15 protein-coding genes are annotated in these 18,945 nt (G+C 59.7%); 7 read left to right on the forward strand and 8 right to left on the reverse strand.

Going from position 1 to position 18,945, the window contains the following annotated elements; all coding sequences use genetic code 11:
- Positions 1-95 precede the first annotated feature (95 nt).
- The 4 genes from RHOOR87_RS0116135 to RHOOR87_RS0116150 form a co-directional block, all read right to left on the reverse strand.
- Positions 96-1,208 (reverse strand): macro domain-containing protein, encoded by a 1,113-nt coding sequence (locus tag RHOOR87_RS0116135; RefSeq protein ID WP_027485599.1) that lies wholly within the window; start codon positions 1,206-1,208, stop codon positions 96-98.
- A gap of 12 nt (positions 1,209-1,220) precedes the next feature.
- Complete coding sequence (locus RHOOR87_RS0116140; protein ID WP_007511739.1) at positions 1,221-1,805, reverse strand: DUF4433 domain-containing protein; 585 nt, start codon at positions 1,803-1,805, stop codon at positions 1,221-1,223.
- 232 nt (positions 1,806-2,037) lie between these two features.
- Positions 2,038-2,322, reverse strand: a complete 285-nt coding sequence (locus RHOOR87_RS19340; protein ID WP_027490010.1) for a helix-turn-helix transcriptional regulator — start codon at positions 2,320-2,322, stop codon at positions 2,038-2,040.
- A gap of 228 nt (positions 2,323-2,550) precedes the next feature.
- On the reverse strand, positions 2,551-2,871 hold the full coding sequence (locus RHOOR87_RS0116150) for a helix-turn-helix transcriptional regulator (protein ID WP_027485600.1): 321 nt from the start codon (positions 2,869-2,871) through the stop codon (positions 2,551-2,553).
- A gap of 279 nt (positions 2,872-3,150) precedes the next feature.
- On the opposite strand from RHOOR87_RS0116150, the gene RHOOR87_RS0116155 reads away from it, so the two are divergent.
- Together RHOOR87_RS0116155 and RHOOR87_RS0116160 are read left to right on the forward strand one after the other, a co-directional pair.
- A complete protein-coding gene (locus RHOOR87_RS0116155) occupies positions 3,151-5,787 on the forward strand; it encodes a TonB-dependent receptor (protein ID WP_027485601.1) in 2,637 nt (878 codons plus the stop codon).
- Between the two features lie 10 nt (positions 5,788-5,797).
- The gene (locus RHOOR87_RS0116160) at positions 5,798-7,981 is read left to right on the forward strand and encodes an Atxe2 family lasso peptide isopeptidase (RefSeq protein ID WP_027485602.1); all 2,184 of its coding nucleotides are present in this window, start codon (positions 5,798-5,800) and stop codon (positions 7,979-7,981) included.
- On the opposite strand, the gene RHOOR87_RS0116165 is transcribed toward RHOOR87_RS0116160, so the two are convergent.
- The 3 genes from RHOOR87_RS0116165 to RHOOR87_RS20510 all read right to left on the reverse strand — a co-directional run bounded on the left by RHOOR87_RS0116165 (position 7,966) and on the right by RHOOR87_RS20510 (position 10,590).
- On the reverse strand, positions 7,966-9,714 hold the full coding sequence (locus RHOOR87_RS0116165) for an asparagine synthetase B family protein (protein WP_027485603.1): 1,749 nt from the start codon (positions 9,712-9,714) through the stop codon (positions 7,966-7,968). The genes RHOOR87_RS0116160 and RHOOR87_RS0116165 overlap by 16 nt on opposite strands.
- The gene (locus RHOOR87_RS0116170; protein ID WP_231381819.1) at positions 9,714-10,349 is read right to left on the reverse strand and encodes a lasso peptide biosynthesis B2 protein; all 636 of its coding nucleotides are present in this window, start codon (positions 10,347-10,349) and stop codon (positions 9,714-9,716) included. Before RHOOR87_RS0116170 ends, RHOOR87_RS0116165 begins: the two co-directional genes overlap by 1 nt.
- 100 nt (positions 10,350-10,449) lie before the next feature.
- Positions 10,450-10,590, reverse strand: coding sequence for a benenodin family lasso peptide (locus RHOOR87_RS20510; RefSeq protein ID WP_155950967.1), 141 nt, complete (start codon positions 10,588-10,590; stop codon positions 10,450-10,452).
- 427 nt (positions 10,591-11,017) lie between these two features.
- Here RHOOR87_RS20510 and RHOOR87_RS0116180 point away from each other — a divergent pair, with 427 nt between their 5' ends.
- Positions 11,018-11,434: an H-NS histone family protein gene (locus tag RHOOR87_RS0116180; RefSeq protein WP_027485605.1), complete on the forward strand. Its 417-nt coding sequence runs from the start codon at positions 11,018-11,020 to the stop codon at positions 11,432-11,434.
- A 177-nt stretch (positions 11,435-11,611) separates the two neighbouring features.
- Here RHOOR87_RS0116180 and RHOOR87_RS0116185 read toward each other — a convergent pair whose 3' ends face one another.
- Positions 11,612-12,232, reverse strand: coding sequence for a GntR family transcriptional regulator (locus RHOOR87_RS0116185; RefSeq protein ID WP_027485606.1), 621 nt, complete (start codon positions 12,230-12,232; stop codon positions 11,612-11,614).
- A 516-nt stretch (positions 12,233-12,748) separates the two neighbouring features.
- Between RHOOR87_RS0116185 and RHOOR87_RS20515 the strand changes: the two genes are divergently transcribed.
- The 4 genes from RHOOR87_RS20515 (at position 12,749) to RHOOR87_RS0116200 (ending at position 18,198) form a co-directional block, all read left to right on the forward strand.
- Positions 12,749-13,186, forward strand: coding sequence for a hypothetical protein (locus tag RHOOR87_RS20515; RefSeq protein ID WP_155950968.1), 438 nt, complete (start codon positions 12,749-12,751; stop codon positions 13,184-13,186).
- A gap of 43 nt (positions 13,187-13,229) precedes the next feature.
- Entirely contained in the window at positions 13,230-17,246 is a 4,017-nt protein-coding gene (locus RHOOR87_RS19345; RefSeq protein WP_196806990.1) for an RHS repeat protein, read from the forward strand.
- 25 nt (positions 17,247-17,271) lie between these two features.
- Complete coding sequence (locus RHOOR87_RS20520; protein WP_155950969.1) at positions 17,272-17,568, forward strand: hypothetical protein; 297 nt, start codon at positions 17,272-17,274, stop codon at positions 17,566-17,568.
- A 201-nt stretch (positions 17,569-17,769) separates the two neighbouring features.
- Positions 17,770-18,198: a hypothetical protein gene (locus RHOOR87_RS0116200; RefSeq protein WP_027485608.1), complete on the forward strand. Its 429-nt coding sequence runs from the start codon at positions 17,770-17,772 to the stop codon at positions 18,196-18,198.
- Positions 18,199-18,945: the final 747 nt, after the last annotated feature.

An 18,945-nucleotide genomic window follows, 5' to 3' on the forward strand; every position in this document is an offset into this window, starting at 1 on the left:
TGTCGGCGAGACCGCTCAGGCTAACGCACCTGAGCTTCCTCGCACGGTCAGGCGATGCACTTCAGAGTTGAATCCGCGCCCACTGGTTTCGGCAGTCACGCGGCTTCCGGCAAGTCATCGCTCAGATCCAAGCCCATCCAGCCAAGCAGTACCAGGCTGCGAATCGCATGGGCGACGGCGAGTCGCTTCTCGCCCGAGTCCCAAGCCTTCTTCCATTCGAGGATATAACTGTAGAGTTGCTGCTCGCTGACCTTCTGGTTCGGGTACGCTGCCTTGAGTTGCCGGCTGGCATACAGGACGGTGATCACCTCTTCAGCCTGCTCGGTACTCTTGATGCGGCTGAAAAGGTCTACTGTCTTGGCGATTTTCCGTTCGTAGGGACGATAGGCGACCTCAAGCTTTGCACGCTCTTTCTCGTACTGGGGCGTTGCCCGCAGTGAGATCATCCGGCCGAGCGGCTGTTCGTGCAGCCAGTTGCGGTTGGCAAGATCGGCCAAGGCGGGATTCACATCATCGGAAAAGGGGCCATAACTGCCCTTGCCGAATTGGAATCCGGTAGGTACGCCCATCTCGGTGACGACGTAGCAAATCTTCTGGAAGATCGTCCGCCCCACCGGATTGGCGTACGGCTGCCGTTGCAAACGTAGCAAGACCTCCATCAGCACGGTCCACGATGGATTCGCCCTCTCGTGTCTCCGACCTTTGCCGTCCAACGTCATTTGCGACGGACTCGCCAGGAAATCGTTCTCCAGTTGCGAACGCGGCGTGCCGTAGGGCGCGTAGACTTCCACGTCGACAGGCAGGTGGGCGAGTTTGCGATAGATCAGTGGGCCGACCTCTTCCCAGCTCAGGCCGCCATTGCCGCATCCGAGCGGCGGCAGGGCGATGCTGTGGATATCCCATTTGTCGAGGTGTGCAGCGAGGTAATCCAGGCCTGCTTCTATATCGGCGATGCGCGAGGGCGAGCGCCAATGTCGCTTGGTTGGGAAGTTGAGGACCCAGGCACCAGCCGTGTCGCGGTACAGGTACGGCTCGCCGATACGCACCCGGCCATCTTTGCAGCGGGATGCATAGTCCTTGAACATCGCCGGGTAGCGCTTCCTGAACTCCTGCGCGATACCTTTTCCCATGACGCCCACGCAGTTGACCGTATTCACCAAGACTCGCGCTTGGCTGGTAAAGAGGTCGCCGATGAGTGCCTTGAACATGACTGCAATCCGTCAACGGAAGAATAAAGCCGGATTGACGCTGACCGGCAGCGTGAACCCGAGCGCGGACAGCTTGTCTCGTGCAGCAGCGTCCACGACGTGCGCTCCGACCAGGAAGCCGGATGGAACCTGGTGGGGAACCAGTACCTCGGCGCACTTGGCCGCTTTCCGGCGGAAGTAGGTGATCCGGTCCGGATCCCGCCAGTCCTCAGCATAGACCAGATCCATATCGATTTCTGAGATTTGGCCGGGGGCGAGGAATCGGACGTAATCGCCGGCCGCGTTCTGGTCGGTCAGCACCACTCCGGGGAGGGCCAGTACGTCGCACGATACCCGTAGGACGCAAAGCGCGGACGCTTGCGCGAGGCGTGCGTACAGCATGGGGTTGCGGGCATGGAAATACAGGTTGGCGTACTGATGCAACCGTAGGCCGCCGGGAACCTGTTTCCGGTCGCGGCGCTCCTGGACCTCCGCCATGGCGACAGAGGCGTGCGGCAGTCTGGCTGTCGATTCGTACGAGAGAATGCCATGGGCCAGAACCGACAGGATATTGCCCATCGGCATGATGCAGTGCAGTTCGGTGATGCGTGAGTCCACGCTGCAGGTCGCTCCAGGACAGTGCCTCATTGTGCCCTAGCGGCTGAGTATGAGGTCAATTCGGAAAGGAAGCCGAGCCGGCGACGTCCCCCGCTTTGAGTAGCGGGAGGCGGTGACTTCGACGGCATGGGGATCCCCCACCGTAACCAGGCAGGCAAGTCACCAGTTACGCCCTGCCGGGCCTACGGACTATCTATGGAGAGCGACTGCGCATCTACTTGGCAGCTTCCGATCAGCGCTTGCTCTTGCTTCGTCCTTTGAAATTGGCAATCAACTGCGCAAGTTCGTCGTCTTCGGCATAAAAGTAGGCTACTGGTAGCTTGAGGATTGCTGCGAGGCGCTGCAGGGTCTGCAAGTCGGGCTGGTGCACACCCGTTTCATAGCGGTTGACCCGCGTGCTGGCGACGAATTCGTCCAATCCAGCTTCGATACCTAGGGCGCGCTGTGAAATGCCGTAGGCTTCGCGTGCTTCGCGCAGCCTACGGCTGTACACAGGGAGTGGTCCCTTCTCAACCACGGTCGCGTGCGTCTTGAACTTCCATGTGTGGAAGCTTCCAGATACGCGCGCATATGCGATACTACGTTAAACGTAGTAAGTGTTTGGCGTGCCGAGAAGTCCAAGTGTGCGTGTGAACAAGTAGGCATGACGGCAGCCGATCGCACGGCGGCCGCACTTCTCAAGCACGTCGTTTATGCAGGGGTCGAGAGCCAGGAGGATGGCGAGGGTCCGTTCCCATCTGGGGATCTACTTTCCCTTCACCTTTCTCTCGATCGCCTCTTTCAGCTTGACCGGCTTATCGCTGCGCGAAGCTTCCGCGAGCAGTCGCGCTTCCTCGTCATCCTCGATGTAGAAGTATTTCAAAGGCAGTGCCAAAGCCTTGGCGAACAATTTCTGCAGACCAAGTTTCACTTCGTGCTTGCCCGTCTCGTAGCGGCTGACGCGGCTGCTCGCTACTGACTGATCAAGTCTCGCCGCTACCCCCAGCTCCGCCTGAGAGAAGCCATAGCTGTTTCGTGCCTCGCGTAGGCGACGGCCGTAGATGGTTGCCGGGCACTTCTCGGTCATAAGCGCATATCAGTTTCGATACGCAGCAGCTTCCCGGTGGGCGCTTGACATTGATACTACGTAAAACGTAGTGTTAACGAAGCTACGTTTATCGTAGCTACGGGGCTTTTTGCTGGTGATTCGGCGCAAATGCAATTCAGCCGAAGCCAGTGAGGGGTGAAGACAGAGACATGGCGGCTTAGCTGGCGGCAGGTATGTAAGCGCTGAGAAGCGCGATCCGAGCCTGTGATCAAGCAGTGACCAGCAAGGCGCCAACCAGGGGAAAGCTGAGGACGCAGCATGAATACACGCACGCTACGCAACGCCATTTCCGTCGTTCTGTTCGCCCTCGCCACCGGCTTGACCGGACTGGCGCTGGCCCAGGAGACCACGATAGACACAACTAGGTCGGGCCGAACCGCGACGACCGCTTCGCAGGTAGAAACCGCCTTCGATCTGCCTGCGGGCAAGCTTGCCGCGGCTCTCAATGCGTTCGGTATGCAAAGCGGCCTGCAGATGGACTATCCACCCGAACTGGTTGCGAGCCGGCAGGCGAGGGCGGTCCTCGGCTACATGACCTGGCGCGAAGCGCTGACCCAGCTGCTTGAGGAGTCGGGCCTGGAATACGAAGTGCTCGACAGCCGGACTGTGGCCATCCGGCGTGCAGCCGGGCAGGCGAGGGCGGCAGGTTCCACGGTAACTACATCAAGCGCAACACATCCGGCACCTGCCGCCACGAACTTGGAAAGCGTACAGGTCACGGGAACGCGCATTCGCGGCGGTAGTTCGCCATCGCCGGTCATCACGATCGGTAGCGAGCAAATTCAGCAGGAAGGTTTCGCGGATCTCGGCGAAGTGATCCGCAGCGTGCCGCAAAACTTCTCGGGTGGGCAGAATCCGGGGGTGGGAGCGGTCTCAGGTGGGTCGGACAGCAATCAAAACCTCACCGGTGGCTCGAGCATGAATCTACGCGGGCTGGGGCCAGATGCGACCTTGACCCTGCTCAATGGTCATCGCCTGTCCTACGGTGGCTTCGCACAGGCAGTCGATATCAGCACGATTCCGGTTGCGGCGGTGGAGCGCATCGAGATCGTCCCGGATGGCGCTTCGGCCATCTATGGCTCCGATGCGGTGGGCGGCGTGGCCAACGTGATCCTCAAGCGCGACTTCGACGGCGTGACCTTGGGCGCGCGCTATGGGGGCGCCCCCGAGGGTGGTTTGACCACGCGTGAATACACGGCTACTGCCGGTACTATCTGGACTACGGGCGGCTTGATCGCGGCGTTGGAGAAAACTTCCAATGATCCGATCTACTCCAACCAGCGTGACTACGCACGCTCAATGTACCGGCCCTCGACATTATGGCAGGGCAGCAATCTTCGCAGCGGCTTGTTCAGTCTGCATCAGTCGCTGGGAGAGGCCGTCGAACTGCATCTGGATGCACTCGGGAACGACCGGAACAGCCACATCGCCTATGCGCAGCGCCGCGTTTACCACCCCTACGACGTAAAGACGAGAACCACCTTGCTGGCGCCCAGTCTCGAAATAGGGTTGCCGGGCGACTGGACGCTCACGCTCAGCGGGGCAGTGGGAAAAGAGAGGAACTCGATTGCGCGACCGACGGTGAAAAGGGCCGACGGAGCGGTCACTGCCAACGGCCTCGAAGCGTTCAGGAACAAGAGCTTGGCTTACGAGATTGGCGCGGAAGGGCCACTGTTCATGTTGCCTGGGGGTGAAGCGAGGCTGGCTACGGGTGCAGGCTATCGATACAACGACTATCTGGACCTCCTGAGCGGTGACACGATCAACGTCGATGGTGACGAGAGCAGCCGCTTTGCCTATGCCGAATTGAACCTTCCGTTGGTCGAGCCGGAGCAGGACATTGGCGGAATCGAGCGACTTGAGCTGACCGGCGCGATCCGAACCGAGGATGGCGATTACGGGAGGGTGACCACGCCCAAGCTCGGGGTGATCTACTCACCCAGCGCCGATTTCGCGCTGAAAGCCTCATGGGGCAAGTCGTTCAAGGCGCCTACGCTCGATCAACGCTATTTCGCAGGGTACGCCTTCTACTATCCGGCAGCGATATGGGGCACCGATTACCCCACGGATGCTGCGGTACTAGCGCTGTCGGGTGGCAATCCGAACCTGCACCCGGAGCGGGCTCGGACATGGAGTGCCTCGCTGGCATTCCACCCGGAGGTGTTGCCCCAGCTCGAAACGGAGTTGACCTGGTTCGATATCGACTATACCCAGCGTGTTGTGCGGCCCATCGCCAACACCGATGTGCTAGGCAATCCGATCTACGCGGATTTCGTCGATTACAACCCAACCGAGGCCGCGCAGGCGACAGCGATTGCAAACGCTGGCAACTTCTACAACTACGTTGGCACACCTTACGACGCCAGCAAGGTCGTGGCGATCATCGATGACAGGTCTACCAATGCATCGCGACAGCGGATCAAAGGGGTCGATCTATCAGGATCGTACCGGCTCGATTTTGGCATGCGGCGACTGACGATCCGTGGTTCGGCCGGTTGGCTGGACAGTACCCAAGTGCTGACGGCGGCACAAAGCCCTTATGAGTTGGCCGGAACGTTGTTCAATCCGGCAAGGATCAACAGCCGGATCGGTGCAGTTTGGCAGCAGGGTGGTTTTACTGCTTCGCTGTTTGGAAACTACAAGGGCGGAGTGACCAATACCGCTGACGGCAGAAAGGGTGCCTCGGTTACCACCTTCGACGCCACGCTGCGCTACGACACCGACGTACGTGATGACGCATGGTCAAACCTGACGTTGGAGTTGTCGGCACAGAACCTGCTCAACCGCGCGCCACCTTTGTACACCCCAATTTCACCCAGCTACCCACCTTACGACTCGACCAACTATTCGGCAGTGGGGCGTTTCGTCAGCGTCTCGGTTTCCAAGCACTGGTAGGGAAGAAATCATGAACCTTTTTCATCAGCCGCCCCTGTTGGCGGCCGTGAGGGCATGTGTGCGCTTGAATTTTCCAATCAGGATGCGCCGCACGCATTGGTTTCCGGCGCTTGCATTTGTTCTGCTGAGCGTGATTGTCGTCAGTTCATCGCATGCGGAGACGATCTCGCCGCGGCGCTTGCTGGAGGTGACCGATCTGGGGAACCCGGTGATCTCGCCTGATGGACGGTACGTGGCGTTCCGATCAGAGCAGGCTTCGGTCGAACGCAACACGTATGACACCACATGGTACGTGCAAGCCTTGAGCGGAAAATCCCCGCCACTTCGTGTAGCGAATGGCGGTGTGCCGTTGCGCGAGCACAACAGCGGACTCGCGCTGCCATCGCCGGCTACTTGGTCACCGGATGGAAAGTGGGTCTACTATCGCGCCCGTCTCGATGGCCGCGTCTCCGTCTGGCGCGCGGCAGCGGATGGTTCCGGAGCTCGGGCGGTGACGTCGGACCCGTCGGACGTGCGGGATTTCACGCTGAGCGGCGATGGTCAAACACTGAAGTACAGCGTCGGCGCGACACGGGAAGAAGTCGGCAATGCGGAAGAGGCTGAGTACGATCATGGCATCCGCATTGACGACACGGTGAATATCGCGGCCGGATTATTCCGATCGAGTAAGGTCGACGGACGTTCGACCACGCAGCGATTCGTGGGGCCTTGGTTTTCAATGGGGCCCTTGCTGGCGAAAGTACCGGACCGTTGGAAGGTCGTCGACTTGGCAACGATGACAACCCAGAGCCCGTCCGCATCGGAGCCGCCGGCGCCCACCCTGACGCCGACCGATCTTTCGCCTCATTTGCATGCGATTCCGACCTGGATAGTCCAGAGTCCAGACGATGGACGTATTGCGGTGCTATTGCCTGGGCACAAGGACAAAGGGCTCGAAGACAGTCGATATTCCGAACTGGCCATGCTGCCGGACAGGCGCGCGTCGCACCCGATCTTCTGTACGGCCAGGCTGTGCATCCATAGAAACATTACGGATGTCCAGTGGCGGCCCGGAAGCGGTGAAGTTGTGTTCACGGTTACCAACTATGACCGGACGCAGTCAATCTACGGATGGAATGTCGTAACAGGCCAGGTGCGGCCGATCGTACTCTCCGACGGACTCATCAGTGGGAGCCAGCGCTATTGGGGCATTCCCTGTGCACTGTCGTCCGACACGCTAGTGTGCGTCGCAGCGGAGGCGGATCACCCACCACGCCTCGAGGCGATCGATGCAGAGAGTGGCCATCGGCGAATTCTCTTTGCGCCTAACAAGGGACTGGATGCGGACATCGCGACTACGGTACCGGCGAAACTGATCCGCTGGAAGGACGCGCAGGGACGGGAGTTCACCGGTCAGCTTTTCGAAGCCCGAGGAGCGGATGCCGGTCATCCGCCGCCACTGTTTGTGAATTTTTATCACTGTTATGGTTTTTTGCGCGGCGGAGTAGGCGATGAGTGGCCGTTTGCCAGCTTGGCCGAGGATGGCATCTCGGCGCTATGCATCAATGCGATCCCGGAGTACCGCCTTGACGCTACAGCGCGCTACGACCAAGGTCGCGCAGCCGTCGAGAGTGTCGTGAAGCTTCTGTCCGCCGAGGGGCGTATCGATCGAACCCGCATCGGCATGGGCGGAATCAGCTATGGAAGCGAGGTGGCGCTATGGACGCTTACCCACTCGGATGTGGTGACTGCCGCCTCAGTCAGCGGTGTTTCAGTGACGCCAACGCTTTATCTACTCAATAGCTTGCGCAAAGCCTTTCGATCTCAATTCAGGCAGGAGTGGCAACTTGGTCCGCTGGAGGAGACGCCCAAGCGATGGCGGGAAGTCTCGCCAGCGTATCGTCTCGGCAGGATCAAGGCGCCGATTCTGTTCCAGCTGCCGGAGCAGGAATACCAGATGACGCTGGAATATTCTTTGCCTCTGGCGAGCAGACATCAAGCAGATATCTACGTGTTCCCGGACGAGACCCATATCAAGTTTCAGCCTAGGCACAAGCTGGCGGTATACGAGCGCAACGTCGATTGGTTCCGCTTTTGGCTACAAGGCTATGAAGACCCCCGGAGCGACAAGGCAGGGCAGTACCGCATCTGGCGTGGGATGAGGGAAAAGACCGCGCAGTCTCGTTCGGGCGTGGGTGCTCACGATGGATCATGACGTTGTTGACGTACCCAGTTCTCAGCCGCACATAAGTCGAAGATGCGAAGAAACGACAGGTCCCCGGAGGCAAGGTCCTTGGCGAAGAAATTCGCCAAGGCAGGGCGGTCAAGCAGGGCATGCGCACACAGCTGCCCTTCTTCCAGGAACTTGTGCATTTTCTGCTTGTTGCGCATATAGATGGTGGCCATATAGCCCATATACGAGCCTTTGCTGCGTCGATCGAGAATGGCTTGTGGCAGGCGATCGGCAAAGGCTTGGCGGGCGACGGCACGGTTTCGACCGTCGGCGATCCACATCCAGGTCGGGACTTTGAGGCACGCTTCCATGACGGGCTGGGACAACAGCGGGAAGTGCGTGGAGTGCTCCGCCCCGCGAAGTGCGGTTTCCCTAAACAGTTGAGTCCCGATCAGGTTATAAATTTTCTCGCGATCGCCGGGAAGCGAGCCCCGGGGCGCGTCCATCCAGGGATGATGGTCCGGTACCGCTATCACGTAGGCTGGGTTGAGCAATGTGCGGTCTTCTTTCCAGGCCGTACGTGGCTGACGCAGCATTTTCTTGAGAGTCAATCGGCAGGCCTTGAAGACCGTGCATCGGTGCAGGGCCGCGAGGTTCTCGATGGCGGCGATGCCTGCCATGACGCCACGCTCCCGGAACGCGTCGACGGCGGGGGCAGCGGTCTTCAGGTAGCAGAAGATAGTGTCGCCGCCGCCTCCCGAAATGAAGCCGTCTACGCCATACTTGAGGCCTGCTGCTTCCCAGATTTCGTTGGTGGCGTTCTGCGGAATCCCGACCACAGGGACGACGGACGAACGCGGTACGGAAAATTCCAGACGAACGTTGTCGAACCCGACGTCCACCGGGAAAAGTTCCTGCCCCAATGCCTCCGTCACCAATCGGGCGTATGGTCGCTCGTCCGTGCCGGACACGGGCATGACCATCGTGCAAAAAGTAGCGCGCGGCGAAGCATCGCGCAGACAAACAGCTACGATGGAGGAATCCAGTCCACCCGATAGCTCGACTACGAACCTGTCATCCCCTGTGGATAGGGCCCTGACCACGTTGGATATGGCAGCTCGGATATCCTCGGCTGCCGCACGAGGATCCTTGTGCCGGACACCTTCTTCCACGAAGCGCCACGGCGACCATGCGGGACGGGCTGAGACTTCCTTTCCTTGACAGGTCAGCACGCTTCCTGGGAGCAATTCACTGACATGCTTCAATGCTGTACGCGCCGTCTTTAGATAGGGAAAGTTGAGGCAGTGTGCGATGGCTTGCCAGTCCACTTCCTTGCGATAAAGTCCCAGATCGACTGCGAGACCGATGTCCGAGGTGATAAAGCCTTCGTCATCGAGCAGCGAATAGACGCATGGCATCGCGCCGGAAGGATCGCGTAACAAGGTGATTGCGGCGCTGCTGTCGCGTTCGACAAGAACGGCGAGATAGTCGCCCCACGTATTTTGCAACAGCCAACTGATGAGTTCGTGTGTAGAGCCGTCGACATCCCGGCATTGCGAGATGGGCTGACCATCCTTGGTGAAAACCCGGCCGATGAGCAGGCCGTGCCCGGGTATGGCAAGGGTGGGGACATCAACGGAAGCAAAGACCTTGGATGAGGCTGATCCAAACTTGCAGATCATTCCCTCGGCGCACAGTGACCTTTCCAGTTGGAGCGCGTAGTCGGTATCCCGGTTCAATCTCCCGCCGAGCAGAATGATATAGCGGCAATTCATCAGACCACCCTGATGGGAGTGTGTGCATGAGCGTCGGAGAGCGTTTCATTCAAGACCATGTCGCCGGCTTGTACCCAGCAATGCGCAGCGAAAGGCTCTGGCGTCACCCCGAAAACGATGTTTGCCGACAGTCCTCGCCGTGAAAGGAACCGGAGCAGAGACAAGGAATCCAGAAGGCAGACCGGCTCGATGGGCACATAGTGGCGCGCACGAGCGAATTGTCCGTTTGCCAGGAGCAGGCTGCGTTCGAGAGCGGTGGGTGTGGCGATCTCTTGCGCATCTACCTTTCTACTGCGGTATGCGCTGGCTTTGTCGAGAATCGTTTTGAATGTGCAGCTTTTCAGTTGGAGGCGAATCGACAAGATGATCGCCATGACTTCGAAGACGACGGCTGCGCTAAGTCTGCAATTCTTAGTCGCGGAGGCTTGTTCGATCGCACTACGCGACGGGCGCTGGATGTTCGCTATCGTGACATTCGCTTCCAGGTCCGATGCCTCAACCAGTATTCGCGCGGCCGCGAGGCGCTCCAGAAGTGTGGAAGCGACGCCTTCATGCGCACGGAAGCGACGCATGGCTTTCTCGAGAGGGCCGGTTAGCCTGAAGTACCGATCTTGCGCGATGTCGAGAAAAATCATGTGACCGTCGACGTCACAGCACGAAAGGTTTTCTCTGAGCCGATAGCACATCGTCTGTCCCCCGGATAGGGCACGCACCAGGGTGCGTGCCCTGGAGTGGTTACTCCTCGGAAATGCCTGGAATCATCGGAGCGCCGGTCCCAGGAACCTCGCCTCGGATACCATCGCCCTTGGTCTCGACGCTGGCGACGCCGAGCACGATGACGTCTTCCGGTGTGTCGTTGCGGATGTTCTCGTTCATCTCAGTCTCCTACGGTCGCGTCATGGCAGTCCCATGACGCGGGCAGCGTAGGAGGAGGAAATTTTGATTTTCAAATGATTTTTGCGCTGTCATCCGGTGATTATTCCGGAAGCGTGACGGTCGCCCTGTAATGCCGGGCCCTGCTTCGACGCCTCGTCGACTGGCGGCATAGCCGCACATTGCGCACACCGCTGAACTTGATCGCCCGTACCCACCGCTCGTGATCGACTCGCTGGCGCTGATCGGCTTCGGGCTGCGCTGTACGTGAGGCTCCTCGACGTTAGTTCTGAGGCATTCACCCACTCATCGCCACCCATGCAGTGAAGTAAGCGGGAGACGTGTAAGGGAATGCCCTTTCCATTTGTAGGTGAATTCCTATTCACTCGGGTAGACTCTCGTCTTTGACCCACTGCCGAAGAGCACAATCATGGCCATTAATCTCGACACGCTGTCTCCTGCCGAACTCAAGGCGCTCATCGCCAATGCCCAGTCGCAGATGCAGGCTGCCCACGCCAATCACGTCAACGAGGTACGGGAAAAAATCGAGCGTTTGCTGAAAAGCAGTGGGCTCACCCTGGCCGACGTGTATCCGACACGTAGCGGCAAAGGTGCCAAGGGGCCGAAATCGGTAGTGGCCCCCAAGTATCGCAACCCTGCGAACGCTGCCCAGACATGGTCGGGTCGTGGCAAGCGACCGTTGTGGTTCGTGCAGGCCTTGAAGAAGCGCGGTACCACCGCCGAGAGCCTCCTGATCGATGGCGCACCCAAGGCGGTTCCGGCGAAGGCCGTCAAGAAGGGCGCAGCGAAGAAAGTTGCAAAGACCGCTGCCAAGAAAGCGTCCTGAGGCCTGGGCGAACCACGTTCCGCGGCGCAGGCGAAAACCTGCGCCCGGAATTCGGGCATCTTTCCAGGCCCCCTGAAAGCGGCTGTTTGAGACCCGATTGTCGGCAGGGTAACGCCGAAGCGGGCAACCGTTGCGGTCGCGCAAAGCGGATCCGCTGGCAGGGGACATCGGCGAGGTCTAGTGAAGGTAATCGCTGCCGTCGCTCAGCAAGGCCACGATGCACGGGACGAGCTGTTTCCGTCGCTCGTGATAGTCGCGTAGGGCAGACCTCAGGGCCTGGATGTCGCGTGTCTCCCAATGCCGGTTCAGCTCCGAAAGCTCTTCGAAGCGGTTCTTGAGCAATCCTTGCTTGGCCCGGCGTATCGGCGCCAGTCGGTCGTTGGCCTGCTTCACTGCATGGTGCAGGGACCCGTGTGCTGTCGCGCGGGCGATCGCATCGAACAGCTGCCACGTCAGCTTCACCAGATCGCCATCGGCAGCCGCGAGTTCCAGTTTCTCTGTCTTCTGGATTGCCGGCGACTCGCCGATATCGCATGCCATCAGCAACAGGCGTTCCATCCAGTCGTAGAGGTTGCGCAATGCGACTTCGTTGAGCAGCGGCACGTGCAATCCGTTTCGGGCATGGTCGGTGACCATGCCTTCACCAACCAGGCGGTACAGCGCGAATCGAACCGGCGTAGGACTGGTCTTGAATTCAGAGGCGAGCTTGGCCGGATCGATCCGCTGCCCGGGCGTGTAGCGTCCCGCCTGCAGGGCACGCCTGACCCGTCCATACACGAGTGCGCTCTTGGAGTCCATTCGGGCGGACCTCCCGGCCTGCTTTTAGCACGAAGGTTATTGCGGCACAACGTAATATCTTACAGACCGAAAACCAAGGGCAGGCAGGACTGAATGAATGGCACTTCAGTTGGAACTACGAGCGAGTTCCTGATTAGTAGTGCCATCGAAATTTCTTGCTCATTGACGCTGGCGCGCGGGCAACACGATGATGCGTACCTTCGTCATCCGCCGCTCGGCCTGTGACGACACATCGAAATCAGGACTGGGGGGTCGCTGATGTCAGGGATGACAAAGGATCAAAGCAGAACCGCATGTTCGCTCACGGCGGGCGGGTTCATTGCATGCATGGGAAGTGGACAACGTGCTGTCGCACGGCTGGCACTCACTCTGCTCTTGGCCTGCGCCTCCATTCACGCTACCGAAAATCACCCTTCGCCATTTAAGTGCAGCGCGGGGCAGTGCGGACTGCTCACGGATGGCGCGTATGCGAACGTGGTGATCGGCCGGCTCGATGACGTAGGTACGGCTGCGGACATGACCCAGGTCTTGCATTGGGCCAGGGCGCATGGGTTCTGGAAAGCCTTGCCCGCATCGATCGAACCCTATCTCCGCGATGTGCAACTGGTAACGATTGCCGTGCCAAAAGAGCTGGCAAGCCAGACGGTCACGTTGTTCATGCTGCGAACCGAATACGACTCCGCGCCCTATCACGTGGGGGATCTGGTGCGTTATGCCCCCCATGATGCCGCGCACGATGAAACCGCCACCGGCAGTCCGGTCGATCTCGCCCTTTTTCATGGCTTGACCGGTTGCGTGGCGACCTTGTGCCAGAAGGGCGACGGAGCCTGTTTTGCGCGGTACCGGCAGGGCGCATTCACGACGGCACATGGCCAGCAGGTCAGCCTCACCACCGGTCATATCGTGCACGGTGGCGCGCGGATTGATCCGGTCTCGCTCCTCCCAGTTCATTGAACCCGACTCACCGCATATCAACCTGCATGGACGAGAAAGCATCATGAAGATGTTGGGCAAACTTCTGCTGTTGGGGCTTCTGACCGTTACCGCCACTCACGCCTGGGCCGGCGTCACGCAGGGAAACGATCCGCAAGCCAATACGCCGCAGGACAGCAGTGACGGATGCGCTTGTGGCAGTTCCAGGGGTATGCCCGTTTACTCCTTCAAGTCGCTGCTAGCGGGCCTGAGCATCCGCGACACTCCGATCGGCTATGCCCCGCCGGTGGGGCCGGCGGTCGACACCACGATCACCTACAACGAGCGCGAAACCCTCCAGCCAGGCGTATTCGACACCTTCAACGTGGGGCAGAAGTGGACGCTCAACTGGATCAGCTGGATTCAGGACAACCCGGCGTCCCCCGGCAACCAGGTGCTGCGCTACGTGGCTGGTGGCGGTGGATGGGCCTACAGCGGCTACAACGCTGCTACGGGTACGTTTTCACCGGAGCCGGACAACGGCGCGGTGCTGGTCAGGACTTCAGCCAACCCCATCACCTATGAACTGCGTTTCGCCGATGGGCGCAGGGACATTTTCGCCTCGCCGAACGGTGCCACCGGCTACCCGCGCCGGGTGATGCTCACCGAGATCGTCGATGCGCAGGGCAATGCCCTCACGCTGAACTACGACAACCAGTTGCGTCTGACCACGGTGGCCGACGCGATCCATCAGCTGACGAGCTTCACGTACGGCGACAGCGCAGATCCACGCCTGGTCACCGGCGTCACCGACCCGTTCGGCCGGCACGCGACGCTTGCCTATGACAGCCATGGCCGGCTGATCTCGATCACCGATGTGATCGGCCTGACCTCAACCTTCACCTATGACGGCAGCACGTTCGTCAAGGCGATGACCACGCCCTACGGCACCACCACCTTCACCCACACCGAAGGGGCCAACGGCAACAGCACGGAGCTTTCGATCCAGGCCACCGATCCGGACGGCCATACCGAGCGCACCGAATACCTGCCGTCCGCGCCGGGGGTTCCCTTCAGCGTTTCGCAAGTCCCCAGCGGCATGAACGCGTTCAACGCCTATCTCAATTATCGCGACTCGTATTACTGGGACAAGGACGCTTTCGGCGCGGCCTGCACGCAAAGTGGCGGTGCGACGAACTGCGACTACAGCAAGGCGAGGATGAAACACTTCCTGCACGTCAACCCGTGCTGCTACTACACCTCACGGGTGCTGGAGAACGTCAAGTACCCGCTGGAGGGCATGATCTGGTACGACTACGCGGGGCAGGCTGCGCCGTATTATCCGGGCACGCTGAACAAACCGAGCAACGTCGGACGGGTGCTGAACGACGGCAGCACGCAGATCACCCACTACACCTACAACGCCAATGGCCTGGTCACATCGAAGGTCGACCCCGCTGGCCGGCAAACCGTCTACACCTATGCCCCCAACGGCATCGACCTGATCAAGGTGCAACAGAAAACCGCCTCTGGCTTCGATACCCTGGTCAGCACCACCTACAACGGCCAGCACGAGCCGCTGACCATCACCGATGCGGCCGGAGCAACGACCACCTACACCTACAACGATCGTGGCCAGCGCACTTCGGTCACGGACTCGTTGGGCAACACGACCGCTTTCACCTACGACGGCAACGGCTATCTCACCACCGTCACCAATGCGCTGGGTCATACGCAACAAAGCTTCACCTACGATGCCGATGGTCGCGTCGCCACCGACACCGATTCGCAGGGCTATACACGCCGCTATACCTACGACGCACTGGATCGCCTCACCCAGATCACGTATCCCGACAAGACCGCTCGCACTTTCGTCTGGAGCCGGCTGGACCTGGCTTCGGTCACCGACCGTCAGGGCCATACCACCACCTACACCTACGATGCCAACCGCCATCGGATTACCGCCATCGACCCGCTGGGGCACACCACCACGTACGGCTACTACCCCGACGGCGAACTGCAGACACTGACTGACCCCAGTGGGAATGTCACCACGTGGACGCGTGACCTTGAAGGTCGAGTGATTGCCAAGACCTTCGCCGACGGTTCGGGGAAGACCTATGCGTACGACAACAGCAGTCGCCCAGCCAGGGTGACGGATGCCCTGGGGCAAACCACGGTGTATGGCTATGACCGTGCCGATCTGCTCACCAGTGTGCAATACCAACAGGCCGTCAATCCTACGGCCGCGGCCTTCTATGCGTACGATGCGTACTATCCGCGCATGGTCGGCATGACCGACGGGCTGGGTGCCACCAGCTTCAGCTACGTACCCGTCGGTCAGCCCGGCGCCTTCGAACGGGCCGCCGAGGCAGGTCCCTTCGGCACCAACGACACGGTGCGCTATGGATACGACGTGCTGGGCCGGGTCATTCAGCGCAGGACCGACGTTGCGGTGGACTACGCGTACGACCCCCTCGGACGCCTGAGCCAGCAGAGCAACCCGCTCGGGACCTTCAGCTATAGCTATCTTGGGGACACCGCCCAACTTGCATGGCGGCTCCTGGCCACTCCGGTCGGTCGTCCCGGCCTCGCGCTCGGCGTGGACTACGACAGCAACACCCGTGACAGGCAACTGCGGCGTCTGACCTACCTAAGCGCGACAGGGCAGCACCTGACGGCCATGCTGGCCTATACCCACGCTCCCGAACACCAGCTGACATCGGCTTTCATGCTGGCGCCGTGGATGCCGGCCCGGCAGGGGCACGGAGACGACCAGGGTGAAAGCGCGTCCTACCCAGGAGGCGCCCGGCAGGGTGATGCGCTCCATGAAGACCGCGCCGACGCCTCAGGCGACCACGATGAGCGTGATCGCGATGGCTGGGACCAGAGTGAGGGTGGCCGCGGTGACTATCAGCGCTATGGCTACGATGATGCCTATCGCCTCACCGACGTGCGCGGACACCTTGCCAGCCACTTCGATTACGACGCTGCCGATAATCTGACGAAAGCGTCCGGTACGCCCTCGCCCTTTTCTGCCACCGCCAACACGCTGAACCAGCTGACTTCGGTCAACGGGCAGGCCCGGCAGTACGACGCCGACGGCAACCTGCTGAACGATGGCACCCACCAGTACGCCTGGGACGCTGCCGGCCGCCTGATTGCCGCCACCGACATCGCCACGGGACAGGTCACAGCCTTCCATTACGATGGGCTCGGTCGGCGTCTGGAGATCACCAGCCAGAGCGGTGGCAGCACAACCGACACGCGGTATCTGTGGTGCGGATCGACCATCTGCCAGACACGCGACGGCACCGATACGGTGACCACCGATGCCTTCGATCAGGGTGAGGTGCGCGGAACGGCGGCGTTGTACTACGTGCGCGACCAGCTGGGCAGCGTCATCGGCGTCACCGACACCGACGGCAAGGTACTGGGCGCTACCCGATACAGCGCCTATGGCACGGTGGAGGCATCGCGAGGTGCGCAGCCGGCCTTCGGATATGCGGGGATGCTGCACGCGCCGAACTCGGCTCTGTATCTGACGCTGTTCCGTGAGTACGATCCGGCGATGGGCCGTTGGCTGAGCCGCGATCCGATCGGGGAACGTGGTGGTCAAAACATCTATGCTTACGTTCAAGGTAATCCTCTCAGTTATGTAGATCCCCTGGGCCTTCGGGACGTTGACGTATATATATGGCGCGCTGAGGGGTCGAGTGTGGGACATGTCATGGTGACGGAAGCGAACTCCACCCAAGTAATTCTCAGCCAATTCCCAGCCAATGGCATGCCGTGGGGACCAAATCAAACCAAAGACTTTGCGGGCACGATGGCAGCAGAAGGCCGTGATCCATCTGAGGTTTGGAGGGTCCATGTTCCGGATGACAGCGCGTTTGATCAGGCCGCGGCGCGAGAGCGAGGCTTGGATCTTTGGTCATGGAGCCCCTCAAAAAGCTCTACACAGTGCTCGATTGCTGCATCGAGAGCATTGGAAGCAGGAGGCGTGGAAATCAGTACAATCACCACCGGGACTCTTATGCCGGGCTTTCTTGCAAACAACTTCCAGTCGCATGGCGGACCCGGCATAGAGCGGCGCCATTAAGGTCTGTATCGGAGGCTTCGGAGCAATGAAGTACTTTGCGGCGTTGTATTCCATAGCGTTCGGTGGTGCGGCATCGTGGGCATGGATTTGTTACTTCTTATATAAGAGTTCTGCTGAGGAGCATCTGCTTCCTGGCATTGTCCTGAATATCGTTGCTCTGCCATCCTCTCTTCTGATGGAGAAAATTATTGAATCGACTCCGTGGCTCCTGAACAGTGCAATTACCATGTTGGCTCTGGTAACAGCACTAGGTTTTCTTCAAGTGATATTGGTATGGTTATTTGTGTACCGCGGAGTAATTGGCCGAATACTCAATCCATGACCACATGCTCATGTGCCTAGCTGTCTAGCCCCGTCTGATTGTTTGGTTTTCCCAATATGGAAACCTCGGGGCGGATGAAGTTTGGAAAAGGTGCCAGGGACAATTTCCGGAAAAGGTGCCAGGGACAATTTCCCGATGGTAATCCGTTGCAAGAATAACCCTTGGCGCCAAAGCATTTGCTTTATCGCAATTCGATTAGGCATGATTGCGTTGCCTCTGATCGGTGTGGCCGGCGTTTCCGTCGCCTCGACGGCAAAATGCTCGCAGGAGATGGCCATGAAGGCTATGGATGAGGCTTCAAATCTCGGGACATGGAGTGCCGTCTTCGAGTCGTACAAGCGCTACGGGCAGTGCGATGACGGAGCTATCGCCGAGGGATATAGCGCTTCTGTCGCCGACTTGCTTGCGAACCACTGGGCCGATACCAGCAAGTTGGTGACACTAGCAAATACCAATCCGGATTTTGGCCGTTTCGTCCTGAAACACGTCGACGAAAGCATGAGCTTGGATCAAGGCAAGAGCATCAGGGACAGCGCTACGAACAACTGCTCAGCAGGAGCAAGGAAACTGTGCAGGGCGATCCTGAAACGTTTCATGGAATTTGATGCTTTTGATGCGCCGAAGAAATAGCGCAACAGGGAAGAACACCCGCCACGCGGGCGATGAGTCTTCAGGGGCAATTTCTGCGGCATGCGAGCTGGCGAGGCTGCGGGGCTTCACCGAGCGGCCTGTGACGCGCTGACCCGCCTTTCCAGCATCCGATCCTGAGGGGCGCGGTCATTTGCCTCGACGCCGCCCCGCGCGACCCCGGTACCGAGGTAATTTCCCTCGGAGTAAAAGTGCCGGCGACCATTTCTCCAAGAACGCCCCGCGGGCAACGCCGCCGCGGGGTGGTTCGGCCGGTGCATGGCTTGAACACCCCGCCGTCCCAAAATGGTGTCGGGGGCAATTTCGGATAAAAATCTTTCCCACTGCGTCGCACATCGCGCGTGTGTCCCGTTGAAGTTGTATCGGCGTCGAGCGATGTTACTTCTTGTACGGGTTCGTTGATTTCTTTATCATGACAAAGCCGGAAGGGGCCCGGCCGTACGAATGTAGAAGATGGGGAGAAATCGTGAAATACATAGGAACAGCGGCTTTGTGCTTGCTGCTGGGAGCGTGCGGCGCTATCGCGCCGAAATATAGCGCCTCGGCTGCAAATCAGCTCGAATTGCGTAATGCAGATCTACCGCATGCAAACGTGGCGGAGATCGCGGCAGCCTCGCCTTCGATCAATCGGATACCTGATTAGCGACGACGCTCAGCCGACTGTCGCGTGATGTGAGACGTGCGCGGCGGAGGCTCAGTGCCATGTTACGAGGCGGAGAACCGGCATGG

It is taken from the genome of Rhodanobacter sp. OR87, from assembly GCF_000473345.1.
GTDB lineage: Bacteria > Pseudomonadota > Gammaproteobacteria > Xanthomonadales > Rhodanobacteraceae > Rhodanobacter > Rhodanobacter denitrificans.

Bases quoted from the DNA above. Each gene is read 5' to 3' on its own strand.
- RHOOR87_RS0116135 (WP_027485599.1), bottom strand. From the start codon at position 1,208: ATGTTCAAGGCACTCATCGGCGACCTCTTTACCAGCCAAGCGCGAGTC.
- RHOOR87_RS0116150 (WP_027485600.1), bottom strand. From the start codon at position 2,871: ATGACCGAGAAGTGCCCGGCAACCATCTACGGCCGTCGCCTACGCGAG.
- RHOOR87_RS0116155 (WP_027485601.1), top strand. From the start codon at position 3,151: ATGAATACACGCACGCTACGCAACGCCATTTCCGTCGTTCTGTTCGCC.
- RHOOR87_RS0116160 (WP_027485602.1), top strand. From the start codon at position 5,798: ATGAACCTTTTTCATCAGCCGCCCCTGTTGGCGGCCGTGAGGGCATGT.
- RHOOR87_RS0116165 (WP_027485603.1), bottom strand. From the start codon at position 9,714: ATGAATTGCCGCTATATCATTCTGCTCGGCGGGAGATTGAACCGGGAT.
- RHOOR87_RS0116170 (WP_231381819.1), bottom strand. From the start codon at position 10,349: ATGATTTTTCTCGACATCGCGCAAGATCGGTACTTCAGGCTAACCGGC.
- RHOOR87_RS20510 (WP_155950967.1), bottom strand. From the start codon at position 10,590: ATGAACGAGAACATCCGCAACGACACACCGGAAGACGTCATCGTGCTC.
- RHOOR87_RS0116180 (WP_027485605.1), top strand. From the start codon at position 11,018: ATGGCCATTAATCTCGACACGCTGTCTCCTGCCGAACTCAAGGCGCTC.
- RHOOR87_RS0116185 (WP_027485606.1), bottom strand. From the start codon at position 12,232: ATGGACTCCAAGAGCGCACTCGTGTATGGACGGGTCAGGCGTGCCCTG.
- RHOOR87_RS20515 (WP_155950968.1), top strand. From the start codon at position 12,749: ATGACCCAGGTCTTGCATTGGGCCAGGGCGCATGGGTTCTGGAAAGCC.
- RHOOR87_RS19345 (WP_196806990.1), top strand. From the start codon at position 13,230: ATGAAGATGTTGGGCAAACTTCTGCTGTTGGGGCTTCTGACCGTTACC.
- RHOOR87_RS20520 (WP_155950969.1), top strand. From the start codon at position 17,272: ATGAAGTACTTTGCGGCGTTGTATTCCATAGCGTTCGGTGGTGCGGCA.
- RHOOR87_RS0116200 (WP_027485608.1), top strand. From the start codon at position 17,770: ATGATTGCGTTGCCTCTGATCGGTGTGGCCGGCGTTTCCGTCGCCTCG.